This window comes from Tenacibaculum sp. MAR_2010_89 (genome assembly GCF_900105985.1).
GTDB classification, from domain to species: Bacteria; Bacteroidota; Bacteroidia; order Flavobacteriales; family Flavobacteriaceae; genus Polaribacter; species Polaribacter halocynthiae.
In genome coordinates, this window is sequence record NZ_FNUB01000005.1 from 2,904,790 (window position 1) to 2,920,807 (window position 16,018).

Annotated in this window: 8 protein-coding genes; 2 read left to right on the forward strand and 6 right to left on the reverse strand. The window is 28.7% G+C overall.

Annotation, left to right across the window (positions count from 1 at the left end; genetic code table 11):
• Position 1 precedes the first annotated feature (1 nt).
• The gene (locus BLV71_RS16100; RefSeq protein ID WP_093871537.1) at positions 2-607 is read left to right on the forward strand and encodes a response regulator; all 606 of its coding nucleotides are present in this window, start codon (positions 2-4) and stop codon (positions 605-607) included.
• On the forward strand, positions 600-1,214 hold the full coding sequence (locus tag BLV71_RS16105) for a hypothetical protein (RefSeq protein WP_093871538.1): 615 nt from the start codon (positions 600-602) through the stop codon (positions 1,212-1,214). The genes BLV71_RS16100 and BLV71_RS16105 overlap by 8 nt, the downstream gene beginning before the upstream one ends.
• A 205-nt stretch (positions 1,215-1,419) precedes the next feature.
• Here BLV71_RS16105 and BLV71_RS18660 read toward each other — a convergent pair whose 3' ends face one another.
• From BLV71_RS18660 to BLV71_RS16125, 6 genes are all read right to left on the reverse strand, one after another.
• A complete protein-coding gene (locus BLV71_RS18660; protein WP_176974419.1) occupies positions 1,420-1,587 on the reverse strand; it encodes a hypothetical protein in 168 nt (55 codons plus the stop codon).
• Between the two features lie 14 nt (positions 1,588-1,601).
• The gene (locus BLV71_RS16110; RefSeq protein WP_093871539.1) at positions 1,602-3,848 is read right to left on the reverse strand and encodes a T9SS type A sorting domain-containing protein; all 2,247 of its coding nucleotides are present in this window, start codon (positions 3,846-3,848) and stop codon (positions 1,602-1,604) included.
• Between the two features lie 121 nt (positions 3,849-3,969).
• Positions 3,970-4,140, reverse strand: a complete 171-nt coding sequence (locus tag BLV71_RS18665; RefSeq protein WP_176974420.1) for a hypothetical protein — start codon at positions 4,138-4,140, stop codon at positions 3,970-3,972.
• 10 nt (positions 4,141-4,150) lie between these two features.
• Entirely contained in the window at positions 4,151-13,078 is an 8,928-nt protein-coding gene (locus BLV71_RS16115; protein WP_369813939.1) for a M4 family metallopeptidase, read from the reverse strand.
• Positions 13,044-13,781: a hypothetical protein gene (locus BLV71_RS16120; protein WP_093871541.1), complete on the reverse strand. Its 738-nt coding sequence runs from the start codon at positions 13,779-13,781 to the stop codon at positions 13,044-13,046. Before BLV71_RS16120 ends, BLV71_RS16115 begins: the two co-directional genes overlap by 35 nt.
• Positions 13,782-13,962: 181 nt before the next feature.
• Positions 13,963-15,825, reverse strand: coding sequence for a tetratricopeptide repeat protein (locus BLV71_RS16125; protein ID WP_093871542.1), 1,863 nt, complete (start codon positions 15,823-15,825; stop codon positions 13,963-13,965).
• Between the last annotated feature and the right edge of the window lie 193 nt (positions 15,826-16,018).

A 16,018-nucleotide genomic window follows, 5' to 3' on the forward strand; every position in this document is an offset into this window, starting at 1 on the left:
AATGAATATAGAAATTGTTATTATCGATGATAGTATAAAAATAAACGATGATCCGTTAAAATGGGAATTAGAAGATAAATTCGGAGAAAAAAACGTGCACTTTTTTACCTCTTCTATTGATGGATTAAAATATATCAATGATAGTTTACTTAAGAATATTATAGTTTTATTGGACATACAGTTTCCAAAGGGAGAAAAAGATGGGCATCAAATTTTAGAAGAAATTTCTTCTATTTCAAAATTAATTCCTGTTATTTTATGGAGTGGTGTAGATGAAAACGATGAACATTTTTCCGATTTTATAAATAACCATGCTTTTGGTTTTCTCACAAAAGGAGTTTCTATTGCAGAAGCTATGCCGATGATAGACCGAGCTGTTATTTCAATTGAAACTAGTGTCGATAATGCTATTGAAGATTGGATTGTTAATAATGAAGAAGATAAAGATAAAACTATATATATAACATCTGAAGGCGATAAGCTATCTCTTAATGATATATTGAAAGAAATAAGATTACAATCTAACATAGGAAAAGAGTTTTCTTTAAAATTGAATAAGCTTACTATAAATTTATTATTAAGAAATAAAGAGAAGCTAGATGACTAACAGTATTTTTGCATTTGATACCTCTGACCTAACTCTAGGTGAATTTTTTAGAAGTTGTAAATTAGATTTAGAAGCTTTTTTTCAAAATAACAATAACACTAGTATTAGGTATATACATGGAAACCAACTTAATGATTTAAATATTTCTATAGTATTAGAAAATATGACCTCTTTTATTTTTGGTGCTTATTCACATGGTTCTGAAAATTCTTTAGTTGTTTCTGCCACAACTCCGTATATTTCAACGGAATTAAACAATGAAGCCTTTGAGAATGCCTTTTTTTATACTTGGTCATGTAGTAGCGGTAAAGTGTTAGGTAAAAGTTTAATTGACAATAAATGCGCTTGTTTTATTGGTTATAAGGATATAATAAGTATTTGGTCTACTCATCAAAAACCTTTTGTTGAAACAGCTACACTTGGTCTTAAACTTTTTATAGAAAACGTTTCAACACATAATATTCCATCATTAATAAAAGAAAAATATAATGATGAAATCGATGAAATTTACAAAAAAAATTTTATGATTGCATCCATTTTAATGGATAATAGAGACGCTCTCGTTATTCATGGTATAGATATGACTATATCAGATTTAAATAATTAAATAACTACACCTATTTTCCACCTCATAAACGCCCAAGTACTTATTTTACTTGGGTTTTTACTTTCTGAACCGGAAAGTAAATTTTATAACATATTTCATCAATTAGCAAGAACTATAAAATAAATAATAAACAAAAAAAGACAGCTTTCTTACTGTCTTTTCTTCATTTAAACTAAATCCCCATTCAGTTTATCTATTCTCTTATTTAATCCCATCCTGGAGCTTCAGGGCTCTGAGCTTGAGCTTTTTTGGGGTTTAAAAGAATATAAGTTCCTAAGGCTGTTAATGCTGTGTATTTACCATATTTTCCTATTTTTTTTAAAGCTTCCTTTCTTGTAATTTCTTCTGCTTTATTACTTAAATCTCTTTTCATCTTTCTTAAGGGAATTATTTAATTATGATTTTTTGAGTTTTCTTTCCTAATTCAGAGTTCACCTCAACAACATAAACTCCTATTTGTAATGATGGAAGAGCTATTGAATTGTTACCCAAACCTTTTACACTTTCATTTAGTAATAAAACTCCATTAACAGTATATAAATTAACCTCAAATTCTTCATCCGAAATTCCATTAACTATTAATGTATTCTTAGATTCTGTATAAATTTTAACATCATCAATATTTGTATTTACTGTTTCTATTTTACTTTGTTGGGTGTGTAAATAAAAACGACCTACTCCATTTAGTTTTTCTTTAATAACTATCGTATAAATATCATTTTTTGAAGTATCTAATTTTGTAAAAGTCTTTAACTCTCTATCTTCTATAAAAACTTCAAGTCCTTGTGGTAAACCTTGAGTTTTGATAGTAAAACTTACCTCTTCTTCTGATGATATCTTTAAACCTATTGGCAAAATTGTTGTCTCAATACTTTCAATTGGCAAACATTGAATTGTAAAATCATCACCCTCTTCATTGTTCAATAATCTTGTATATACATCAAAGTTTGATCTAGAATAGTTTCCTAAATCATATCCTGGATCTAATCCTAAAGTAGCATTCTTAAGATATTTGATATTCGTATCTATTGTTGTACTTTTTGAAGTTACCAATAATTGAATACTTGGTCGAATAGTTTTTTCTCCTCTAGCAAAAATTCCACCTGTGGCAGGCTGAATTTTTCTTTGTGATTGATTAAAAATTATATCAGTTACTCCTGTAGTTGTCTTCACAAAAAAACCTTGCCCAGGTGCTAAAGAAGCCTCTGAACTGGCTAATGATTTACCTACATATTTAGACTGAGCGTTATCCCAAACGTATACACCTACATTTACTGGATCAAACTTACTTAGATTACTATTTATAAAGTTTGTTCCTCCATTTTCATTAATTGGTAAAAAAGCTGTGTAGGGATTTCCAACAGCATTCCATTCTGAAACTGTTACTGATTTTGTTACATCTGACTTTTCTATTGTTCCTTTAAAAATTACAGTTCCATTTGCTGCTCTTGAAATAGCATACGACTTCCCTTTTTCAAAAGTTTCACTTGGATTAGCGGCTAAATAATCAACATCATAATATACCCATTTAGATCCTGTAACTTTACTGTCATCATAATAAGAAATTGCATACCTGTTTGGAGTTGTTGAAGTATTTATACGGATAGCATTTTCTGAATTCTCAGCAAACTCCTTTATACTTTGACCATGAACAGGTGCAGAAATTATACTCCATGCATTTGCTAGCAAGCCTCCTCGCTTATAAACTACTTCACCATTTGTTGTTCCTTTTACTAATAAACTTGAACTATTACTTGCTGTAGATAACATAGTAAATACACCATTATTTACTAAATTTCCTTCAATAGTTACTGAGCCATTTTCAGAAATATCAAACGATGAAAGTGATTCTACTGTTAAGTCATTTATCTGCACAGAAGAATTTACTTCAGGAGTATTAACTACATTAGGAATAATAATATCATTTGTAATTGTTGGCACAGTTCCACTATCCCAATTACTATTATTTAACCATGAAATACTGGTGTCTCCATCCCACACTATTTCATCTATTCTTGAGGCTCCTATTGAGTTGAAAGTAGCCCCTAACAATTGAGTTCCTTCATAGTCTACGCAATTTGCTCCATCAAATGGACCACTTGATGCTGATCCACAAGCTGTATAAAACAAATTTGTTGATTGACTTATTCCTGTTTCAAAACTAACCATCGGGTCTTCATTTATATTTACATATTTTATTTTAATATGAAATAGCTTTGTAGGTATGGAAGTAACGTTATTAGTTACAAAAGTACTTGAAGAAAAAGTTTGTACAAATGAAACTGAAACTCTAGAGCTAATATTATCAATTACTATAAAATCTGAATAAATCTTCGCACTACTAACAGCATCTACTCCTTGTCCACAAATATAACCTTCAGTATTTAAAGCTGTAATTTCTACTCGATTATTTGCTTTTACATTATTTCCGAAGGCTGTAGTATTATAATTAAAGTAAATTTGACCTTTACCTAATTTAAAATCAACTGTTGATGATATATAAACATCTGCTTCATAATAATCATACGTTCCATCATTAGTATTTTGTGCATTAACAAATGTAAAACTTAAATCTTGTCCTAACATTATTGTATTTATAAACAATAGTATTATTAATGGTAATTTTTTTTTCATTTTATAATTCTTTATTTTTTATTACAATTAAGCAATCAAATACTCTCTACTTCCCTTAAAATTATGGCTAATCTTAATATTTTCAAGAGTATGAGATTACTTAGGGGAATTTTTATTGATATTAAATTTTTTGAATATTTACAATACGCATCGTTATTCCATTAAATGTTTTTTCCATTTTTATTTTGGTTAACCAAAACAAATTTCCACGATGGTAAATAGGTAGGTATAAAAACTTATTTATCTCTTTTCGTACCTTGAATCTCTTGTTTTTCTTTAAAAATAATTTCATCTGACTTGTTTTAAAATTGTTGACCTTTTCCTACGTTTTTATTTATAATATTATCAACATCTGTAGTTTGTACCTGACTATTCATATCCATATCAGCTTTATGATATCCTGAAGACCCTAAAATTGAAATTACATTACTTGCATCAATCGTTTGTATTTGACCATTACTATCATAATCTCCTGATGGTATTGCATAAATGCCTTCATCCATACTTATTAAAGCATTTGTTCCTCCAGAAACTGTAGTTGTTGTGCTACTAAAGTTTATGTTGGTTATTGTTGTAGATAAGCTAACAACTGAAGCACTTTGAATAGCTAAGTGATTACGATGATTTATTACAATATAATAATCGCCTTCGGTTTGTTCAAATAATACATTTGAAACGCCATCTATAGTTACAATATCTCCATCTCGTTGTAATAATGCAGATTGTTGATCTATAATAATACTTGTATCTGTAGCATCTCTTAATTCAACCCAAATCCAATCTACTATGGCGTTTTCTCCTGTAACATCAAAGACAGTACTTTCACAGGTTAATGCATCTGAATACGGACTCGTGGTTGGTATTAAATCTGAAATTCTTAAATCATCGCGCATTAAAGTTTCTTCTCCTAAATTTGCATCTGTAAAGGCACCTTGTAAATAGGCATTTGCGGCTAATAATAAAGTAGCACTACATGATACTTCGTTAAAACTTGCCGAATCACCTTTTCCTAAACTCCAATAGGTATCACTATACGTTTGACTATCTACTAGAATACATGTTAATTCAGAATTATTTCTGGCATTAAGTACAGTAATATCAGCATTAGTACCATTTTTAACATTTAAACTGGTTAATGCATTATTAGATACTTCTATAAATGTTAATGCTATATTTAAACTAAAATCTAAACTCGTTATGGAATTATTTTGACATTGTATGCTTTCAAGGTTTACATTATTACCAAGATCTAAAGCTGTTAGATTATTATTATAAATCGTTAAGATTTTTAATACTCTATTATTACTAAAATCAACAGTTGTTAATCCACTATTATTTGCAAAAACCTCTTCTAAAGCTACATTATTTGTTACATTAAATGATGTTAGATTTGTATTATCTGACACATCTAACACTTTTAAATTAAGATTACTACTTAAATCTAATGTGGATAGTGAATTGTTAGACACATATAATTTTTCTATGGCTGTAAAATCTTCAATTCCTGTTAAATTGCTAATCGATTGTCCATGAAAACTTATTGATATAATAGTTTCAATAAGTGCTGTAGGTACTTGTCCGTCATTATTAATATCATCAAAACCTAAACTATATAACCTTGCTTCAAAATTAGCATCTGGTATGGCTGTATAACGGCAATAAGTATCTGAAAATACTGTAGTATCGTCTTTTGCCCATGTGGTATAATCATTGGTTAAATCATCTACCAAAATACAGGTTAAATCTGCGTTTCCTGTTGCATCAAAACTAGTTATACTTGTATTGCTACCATTTTTAATATTTAAACTTTCTAAATTACTATTATTAACCTCAAGTAATTTTAGCCCTATATTTTTAGAAAGATTTAAACTCGTTAAGTTAGTTTTGTAACAATATAATTGTTCTAATAATAGATTTTTTGACAAGTCTAGCGTTGTAATATCTGTATCAAAACATATTAACCTTTTTAATAACGTATTATTGGTCACGTCTAAAGATGTAATATCTGTACCTCTACAATTTAACTCTGTTAACTGTGTATTATTCGTTAAATTTAAACTTGTTATTGAATTTGCAGTACATTGTAATGCTACTAGATTTACATTATTACTAACATCTAAAACAGCTATATTGTTTAAGTTACAATTAAAAGTTTCTAAAGCAGTAAAATCTGCTATTCCTGTTACATCAGTAATTCCTTGATTTTTTATATCTAAACTAGTAACCACTTCAATTAATACTGTTGGTACTTGTCCGTCTCCATTAACATCGTCAAAACCTAAAGCTTCTAAACGCGCTTCAAAATTGGCATCTGGTATAGCCGTATAACGGCAATAGGTATCTGAAAAAGATGTTGTAGTGTCCTTAGTCCATAAACTATAATCGTTATTGGTTAAATCATCAACTAAAACACATGTTAAGTTCTCATTATTAGCTGCTTTAAACGAAGTTATATTGGTATTATTTCCGTTTCTAACATCTAGGTAACTTAAGTTGCTATTATTCTGACATGAGAATATTGTTAATGCAGTATTATTACTCAAATCTAAACTTGAGATTTCATTCTCATCAATATATAAGGTTTGTAATAACAAATTATTGGTAACATCTAAACTTGTTAGATTATTTGCTAAAAGATCTAAACTTATCAACTGAGTGTTTAGTGAAACATCTAAAACCGTTAATTTATTTCCGTATACAAGTAAACTTTGTAAACTAGTATTGTTTGAAATATCTAAGCTTGTTAATCCGCAATTAAATGCACTCAGTGATAATAGATTTGTATTGTTAGAAAGGTCTACAGAAGTAAGTGAAGCATTGTTAGCACTAACTAAAACTTCTAAAGCTTCAAAATCTTCTAAACCTGTTAAATTCGCTATATCTTGGTTTGAAACATTTAAGTTGGTTACTCCTTCAATGAATCGTGTTGGTACTTTTCCGTCTCCAGAAATATCATCATATCCTAAGGCTTCTAAACGTGCTTCAAAATTAGCATCTGGTATTAATGTATAATTACAATCTGTATCACTAAAGTTTACATCACCATCTATCAATAACCAATTGATTACTGAATACTCTGCATCATCTACTAAAACACAACCTAAATCTTCATTCCCTACTAACTGAAAGTTTGTACCACCTGTATTGTTTGTATTAGCTCCATTTTGAAGGTTTAAAGAACTTAAATTATTATTGTTTGCTCTAAAGGAAGTTAATGCTGGATTATTACTTAAATCTAATGTAGTAAAGTCATTATCATTTCCCCAAAAAGAGGTTAATGCTATGTTATTACTTAGATCTAGGCTTGTTAAATCATTACCAGTAACCCATAATACTCTTAAATCTGTATTTTTAGTGATGTCTAAACTAGTTAATCTGCAACTTTCAGCTTTAAACCCAACCAATAATGTATTTTTTGAAAGGTCTATAGTTGTAAAATTATTACTTCTTACAATTAATTGTCTTAACTCAGTATTATTTGTAAGATCTATCGTACTAAGTGAGTTGTAACCTACATCTAAAGTTTTCAAGGCACGGAAATCTTCTATACCTGTTAAGTCTGAAATACTTTTACTTTCAACATCTAAACTTTCTAATTCTTCAATTAAATAAGAGGGAACCTTTCCGTCTCCCGAAATATCATCATAGCCTAAAGCTTCTAAAGCGTCTTCAAAATTAGCGTCTGGTATACTTGTGTAACGACAATAAGCTCCTTCGTTAAATGTCACTCCTGCATCTACATTATCTTCCCAAATAGTATTACTATTACTATAAGCTACATCGTCTACCAGAATACAGGTTAAATTAGGATTTTCAGTGGCATCAAATTCGCTTATCAATGTATTACTACCATTCTGAATGTTTAAGTTATATAAATTGGTTTCAGCACAATTTAAAATACGTAAACTGTTAAGTGTGCTTACATCTAAATCTTCTATTGGAGTTTGATTGATGCGTAGTTGTACTATAGCTGTATTGTTACTTAAATCAATACTTGTAAGCCCCGTATCGTGTACTTGTAATTCAGTTAGTAATGGATTATTTGATACATCTAAAGAACTAATATTTGTACTACTTACAATTAATCGATTTAGCAAAGGATTATTACTTACATCTAAACTGCTTAGGTTAGCATTGGTAAATGCACTTAACTCTTCTAAGACTACATTATTAGTTAAGTCTAGATTGGAGATATTAGTCGTATTTGCTCCTAGTTTTTTTAAAGCTGTGTTATTTGAAATATCAAGAGTTGATATATTGTTGGCACTAACATATAATTCTTCTAAAAGTACGTTGTTTGAAACATCTATACTTGTTAGATTATTAAATTCACAGCTTAATTTTTTTAATGCGGTAAAATCTTGTATTCCTGTTAAATCAGCAATAGATTTTAATGTTAAATTCAAATTAGCTACATTTTCAATTAAGGCTGTTGGTACTTGTCCGTCATTTGATACATCATCATAACTTGATAAAGCAGCTTCAAAATTAGCATCTGGTATCGCTGTATAACGACAATAGGTATCTGTAAAAGATGCTATGAAATCTTTTATCCATGTACTGTAATCATTATCAAGATCATCTACTACAATACAACTTAAGTTTGAATTTCCTGATGAATTATAATACGTAACATTAGTATTGTTACCGTTTTTTACATTTAACCCTGTAATATCATTTTCCTCAAAAGCTAGTACGACCAATTGTGTATGACTACTTAAATCAATAAACCCTGTAACATTATTTCTTTCAAAGGCAAGAAAGGTTAAGGCTGTATTATTAGTAACATCTAAACTCGTTAATTCATTATCGCTTAAATCTAATAATGTTAATGCTGTGTTTTGTGATACATCAAGAGTTGTTATTGCATTCTCATCTAAATCTAATTCTTTTAAAGCCGTATTTTTAGAAACATCAATACTAGAAAGTTCATTGTCTTCAATAAACAATTCTTCTAATAAAATATTATTACTGATATCAACATTAAGAATACTATTATCCGAAATATTTAACTCTACTAAAGCTGTAAAATCTGCAATACCTGTTATATCTGAAATACTTTTATTACGTACATCTAACAAGGTTACTACTTCAATAAGTTTTGTTGGCACTTGCCCATCACCAGCAATATCATCATACCCTAAATTATATAATGCTGTTTCAAAATTAGCATCTGGTATCGCTGTATAAACACAATAGGTATCGCTAAAATTTGTTGTAATATCTTTAGTCCAAAAGGTATAATCTTTGTTTAAATCATCAACCAAAACACAAGTTAAACTAGCATTACCTGCAACATCAAAATCTGTTATATTTTGATTAAATCCGTTTTTAAAGTTTAATAAACTTAAATTATTATCTGCACATTCAAGTTGGGTTAAGGCAACGTTTGTAGTAAGGTCTAATTCGGTTAAATTATTTCCCGAAAGTCTTAATATTCTTAAAACTGTTTGATTAAATACATCTATCGTTGTTAAATTACTATCCGTTAAATTTATATTTTCTAACAACGGATTTTGTGAAATATCCAAACTTGATAGTGAATTACCGCTTATATATAAATAGGCTAAATCTGGATTATTAGTTACGTCTAAACTTGTAATACCGGTTTGATTTAGGTTAAGCGTTCTAAGAATTGTATTTGCTGATACATCAACAGTACTAAAGCTATTATTTCTTAAATTCAAATTTGTTAAACCTGTATTTGCACTTACAGATACACTTGTTAATTGATTATACCTTCCTGATACTTCACTTAATACTGTATTTGTTCCTAAGGATAAAGTAGCTACGTCATTATTATCAAAATTTACCGTTTCTAAATTTTCGTTATTACTTACATCTAAACTTGTTAAAGTATTATTATTTACATCTAAATCTATTAAGGCTGTAAAATCTGCAATACCTGTTATATCTGAAATCGACTGACTACTTATATCTAAACCTGTTACTACTTCTATTAAAGCAGTTGGTACTTGTCCGTCATTCGAAATATCATCATAACCTAAGGTTTCTAGAGCGGCTTCAAAATTTGCGTCTGGTATAAGTGTATAATTATCACAGTATAAACCAAAACTAGAAGCTTCATCTATATTAGTCCAATTGATAGCACTCCATTCAGGATCATCTACACGAATACAACTTACTGGAGTTCCTGATGTGTTAAAACCTGTAATACTAGTATTTGCACCATTTTGAATATTTAAACTTGATAAAGTTGTTATATCATTAGCTATTAACTTCGTTAATAATGTATTATTAGATAAATCTAATACTGTGAGGTTAGTTGAATATACATCTAATGTTGCGAGATTTATATTTAAACTTAAATCTAATGATGTAATCTCAGAATTCCATAAATCAAGAGCACTTAAATTTACATTGGCACTTGTATCTACAGTTAACAAATCACAACTTGTACAGTTAAAACGGGTTAAAGCAGTATTTGCTGATAAATCTATTGTAGTTCCTGAATATTGTCGTAATCTAAAGTCTTCTAGTGCAATATTATTACTCACATCTATTGTACTAAAAATATTTCCACTAGCTGCCCAAAGCGTTTTCAAATTTATAAGATTCGATATCTCTAAGGAGGTTAAGCTATTATTATTCAATTTTAATGATTCTAGTGCTACAAAATCCTGGATTCCTGTTAAATCAGTGATACCTTCATTAGAGACATCTAAACTAGTAACCACTTCTATTAAAGCAGTTGGAACTTGCCCATCACTCGAAATATCATCAAGCCCTAAAGTTTCTAAAGCTGCTTCAAAATTAGCATCTGATATCTTTGTATAATTACAATATGTACTACTATAACTAGCGCCACCATTATTGGTCCAAGTAGTTGTACTAAAATCTACCTCATCTACAATAATACACTCCAAATTTGAATTTCCTCCTGCATGGAAGTAAGTGAAATTAGCGTTATTTCCGTTTTTAATATTTAAACCTGTTAAGTCGTTTCCTTGAACAGTAAAATTTGTTAAAGCAGTATATGCTGAGAAATCATAATCTCCAGATAAATTACAATTTGAAAGTGTTAGTCTTGTAATAATAGATGCATCTGCTACTTTAAATGATACTAAATCAGCATTGTTATATACGATTAACTCTTTAAGCGCAGTATTACTACTAACATCTATAGTTGTTAAATCATTATTATCAGCAAAAAGAGTTTCAAGCGCTGTAAAATCTTCAATCCCTGTTAAATCTTCAATATTTTCTACACGAACATTTAAAGAAGTAACACCACTAATTAACGATGTTGGAACTTTATTATCTCCTAAATAATTATCATAACTCAAATTATACAATGCTCTCTCAAAATTAGTATCTGGTATTTGTGTATAAGCTATTTCATTTAGCGTATAATTCCCTATTTTTTTAGCACAAGATTCATCTCCAAATGTTGCCCAAACTTCATAAGTATCTGCAGCCAATCCTGTTAATTCACCACTACCAATACTGTCGTCAAATACATAAGGATATGAAATTCCACCATCTACACTAAATTTAATACTGGTTTGTGCTGCTTCATTAGGATAACTAACCTGTATAATCCCATCAATTTCAGCGATATCTGGTTCAATAATACCATCTACTGTAGCAGTAATTGTAGCTACTGTAGCTACAGTATAGGTTCCTACTTCTCTTGGACAATCATCTCCTCCTCTTCTTACCCATACATTATAATTTCCTGCTGCTAAATCTGATATAGTTTGTGATTTTGAGGTATTATCATAATTATAAGGATAAGTAGTACCTCCATCAATACTAAATTCAATATTATTTAATCCTGAAACTTCATCAAAATTTACAGTTAACGAACCATCTGCATCACTTGAACAACCAGCCCCACTAGAAGTTACACTTGTTACATTTGGTAATGTTTTTACGTTAAGATATCTATTATTAGTTGTTGAAGTAGTACCACAATTATTAGAAAACAATAATCTAAAACGCACCCCATCTAATGCTTCTGTTGGATTAGTAATGGTTAACGTATTCGTTCCTACTCCTGAATATGCATCATCATTACTCAAATCTGCCCAACTTCCACTGGCATCGTTTTGCCAAATCATGCTATCTGCTTCATCTGCTTCGGCTGTAAATGTTGCTATTTCATCAGCACATACTGTTTGATCTGAGGTATCTGTTGTTATTACAGGTTTATTACCACTAAATTCAGTACCTATTCCAACTGCATAAAAAGCATTCGTAACCGCTTCTTCTTCTGTAGCACAATACCCATATAAATCTTGTGCTGCTTGTATTGCTGCGTCTCTTGCATCTTCAAAATCACTAGTAGCTGTTAAATAAACCTCTTGCATTCTATAAGTAATTGCAGCTGCTTTCGTTATTCCTATTCCTGAAACATTAAAACTATTTCCTATGTCGTTAGTTCCTGAACCACCTTGAGATAATAACCAAAACCAATAGTTTAATACACCACTATTTGTATGAACACCACAATAATCATTATTTGTACCGTCTGGTGTACAAGAACTTACATCATACCAATAAGTTCCTCCATAAGTATCTGGCTGACCATAAGTATTTGGATTAGACATTGAACGAAAAGCACCACCCCCATTCTCTTCGTTTATTAATGAAATATCTTTTGATGTACCATAATTAGTATTTGAATAATTTTCAATTACCATAGCCCAAATATCTGATAACCCTTCATTTAAAGCACCCGACTCTAATTCATAATCTAAATTAGAGGTTGCATTATTCACTCCATGCCCTATTTCATGAGCTACTACGTCTAATGTTGTTAATGGCGTAAAAGAACCACCTCCATCACCATAAACCATAAAGCCCTGATTATCAGTTTGTGCAACCCAACCAGCATTTGTATAATTTGTGTCATAATGTATATAAGAAGCTATAGCACCATCTGCATCATCGTAACTATTCCTACCTTGCTCATTTTTCCAGTAATCATAAACAACTTGCGCTCCCCAATGTGCATCTAAAGCATACTGATCTTCATTTGAACTCATTTCTGCTGCAGTCCAATTATTATCTGTATCAGTAAAATCAGTTACATAATTTGAGTTATGATCTGCTAAGTTATCATGATTATTAAAATTTACCGTTATAATTCCATTTCTTTGACCAGATCCAGTATTTTTTGATCTACCTGTGTTAGCACGTGTTTGATCATATAGAGTATAATTAGTTCCATCAAAAGTTGTTTCTATATTTTTTTGTTCCAGAATATGCCGTAACTCCCGACCCTGAAACTAGTAGAGCTTTTGAATTTGTTTTATTTTCTTTATGAGGGGTTATAATATTTTTATTTTCTTCAAAGCAAAAAAACACTTGGCTTTTAAACTTCAAAATAACCCCAGTTTGTGCGTCTATATATACATACCCCATTTTTAGTTCTCCTTCAGAACTACCAATACCGATTTTATATGCTAATTGTAATACACCATCTTTTCTTCTAGGTAGTATAATTAATTCAATACTTGGGATATTAGTTTTTGAAATTCCTTGTTCATCTAACCAAAAAACTTTTTCACTACCTATAAATTTTTTTACATTAGAAACTGCTAACCGTTTAGAAATTTTAGGAGATGTACTTATAGTTTTTGTATTATAATATGCACCACTATAAGATTTAATTAATCCGTTTTGTTCATGAAACTTTACTTTTCCAAACTCTACTTTAACACCATTATAGTATTGCTGATAAGTTGTGTGTCTAAAATTCTTTTTATCTGTTTTACTTTTTACTTTTCTAAATTCAGTTCCAAATACTGGTTTTAGTTTTGATGATAATAAACTTAAAGGAGAACTTTTCCCTTGCTTTTCATCAACTTTAGTAAACCTTATTTTATGTTTTTTTTTGATAATTTGTGCATGTAATGATATAAATGCACTACAAAAAATTAAAGTTATAAGTAATCTTATTTTCATAATTTATTGATAATTAAAATCGAATTCAAAAAAATGAATTTGCTTCTAATTACTCAAAAAATCGAAAGGACAAAAAACGGACAAAAACAAAAAACCCTTGATTTACAAGGGTTTTAACAGGTAACTATAAAATTACTTTTGATCAATAAATTTTATGATAATAAAAATATTGTGTAAAAAATTATGATGCTTCTAAATAATTCAGGATAGAAATACCTTTAGGCGCATTAATTTTTTTTCTTAATCTAGATCTACTTTTAGTCACACTATCATTAGAAATGGCTAACATACTTGCTATTTGATTTGTATCTAAAAATAGTTTTTCTAATGCTAATAAACGTTCTTCTGCTTTTGTTAAAGAATATCCTTTTTGTTTAATTTCTCTAAAAAAACTTGGGTATACATTAATAAACTTTTCTTTAAAAGTATACCAATCTTCATTGGTTAGAATTTTAACAGAAGTTAGGTTTTGAATATCTTCTGAAGAATTTATTTCTCCTATTTCTTCATTCAATCGTTCTATTTCTTTTGTTAACAATTCTTGAACTCTTCTTTTCTCTAATAATTGATTTGTAAACTCTTCTAATGATTTTTTGTTTTTGGCTAATTTCTTTGCCAGCGCTTTTCTTTTTAATTTTCCTCTTTTCCAAACAAAATATAATATACTAGCCAACGCTAGAATTATTGATATAAAAATAACTAAAAACATTTTTCGTTTACTAGCTACTAATTCTTTATCTTTTTCTAGTAACTTAATAGCTATTTCTTGTTTTAAAATTTCATTATCTTTTCGTTGTGTTTCAAATTGCGATTGATAATATAAAAAAGTATTATTTTTTACAAGGTTATTACTTTTTTTATCTAATTTTAAATATGCTTCTAAATGAGTAAATGCTTTTTTATAATTATTTTTTGCAGCATACACTTCAGCTATTTCTTTTTCAGCTAATTTAATTAGTTTGTCTTTACCTTCATTTTCTTTTAGACTTAATACTTTTTTAAGAACTGTTTCCGCTTTTGCATATTGATTTTTTAAAAAGAAAATTTTTGCTTCATAAGGCAATAAATTATTTAAAAAATAATTTTGAGCACTTGTTTTTCTTGCTATTTCTTTACATTTTTTTAAATATATTTCAGCGCTTTTAACATCTTTCTTTTCTAAACTATAGTCTATTCTTAAATTATTAATAAAAAGTTTTACTAGGTTTTTTTCTGATTTATACTTCATACTATCCAAACAAAAAGTAGTTGAATCTATGTAGCGATTCATCAATTCATAATTCTTATTTTCAGAATATGATTTAGCTAAATCTCCATACGCAAAGCCTATAAATTTATAATTTCTCCCTTTTTTTGCATTTTTTAGGTTCTTTTTTCGTTCTATTAATGATTTATCATGAAATCCATTTTTTGAATATAAAGCTGATAACTCACTTATAACTATATTTTTATAATCTTTATCTCCAACAATATCATACAGTTGATATGCTTTTTCATAATACTTAACTGCGTTTAAAAAATCATCTATTTCATTATAAACCTGACCAGCAAAATACCTTGCATCTGCTGTGTATAATGTATCTTTTTCTTTAAGAAAAATGTCTCCAGATGTATTATAATCAAGTATTGCCTTTTCATATTGATCTGTATTAAAAAAATAACTTGCCCTTTTTAATAGTAAATGTGCTTCAGTAATTTTTTTTGTAAACTTATCTTTATCCGTAAGCATTTTATCAACAATGTACTTTGTTGAATCTAGTTTTCCTTGATTTGTATAATGTTGAATAATTGAACGAGATTTTTGTGCAGCGGCATCATATAATTTCAATTCTTTTGCTAAAAAAACATATTTGTTCAGGTAGGTAAGTTTCTTTTTAGAATTCTTCTTTACTAATATTTTAGTTATATCATCTAAAATTTCTAATTGCTTTTTTTTATCTGAAGTATTTTCTAATTTTTGAATTAACTCTTCTGTTGAGTTTTGTGAAATACTTTGTCCTATTGAAAATAAAAATATCAATATTAATAAAAAAGTTTTCTGCATGGTGTTATTGTTATAATTTAAAAATTACTTACCCTAAATATATCTTTTTTTTAATAGCATTATCTTATTTTTTCTTTTTTTTAATATTAAAAACAAAAATCATTATTAAGATATTAGTAATAATATCCAATAAATTATATCTGAAAAAAGTAGTTAACTAAATAATTAACTACTTTTTGTAAAATCTAAAAAA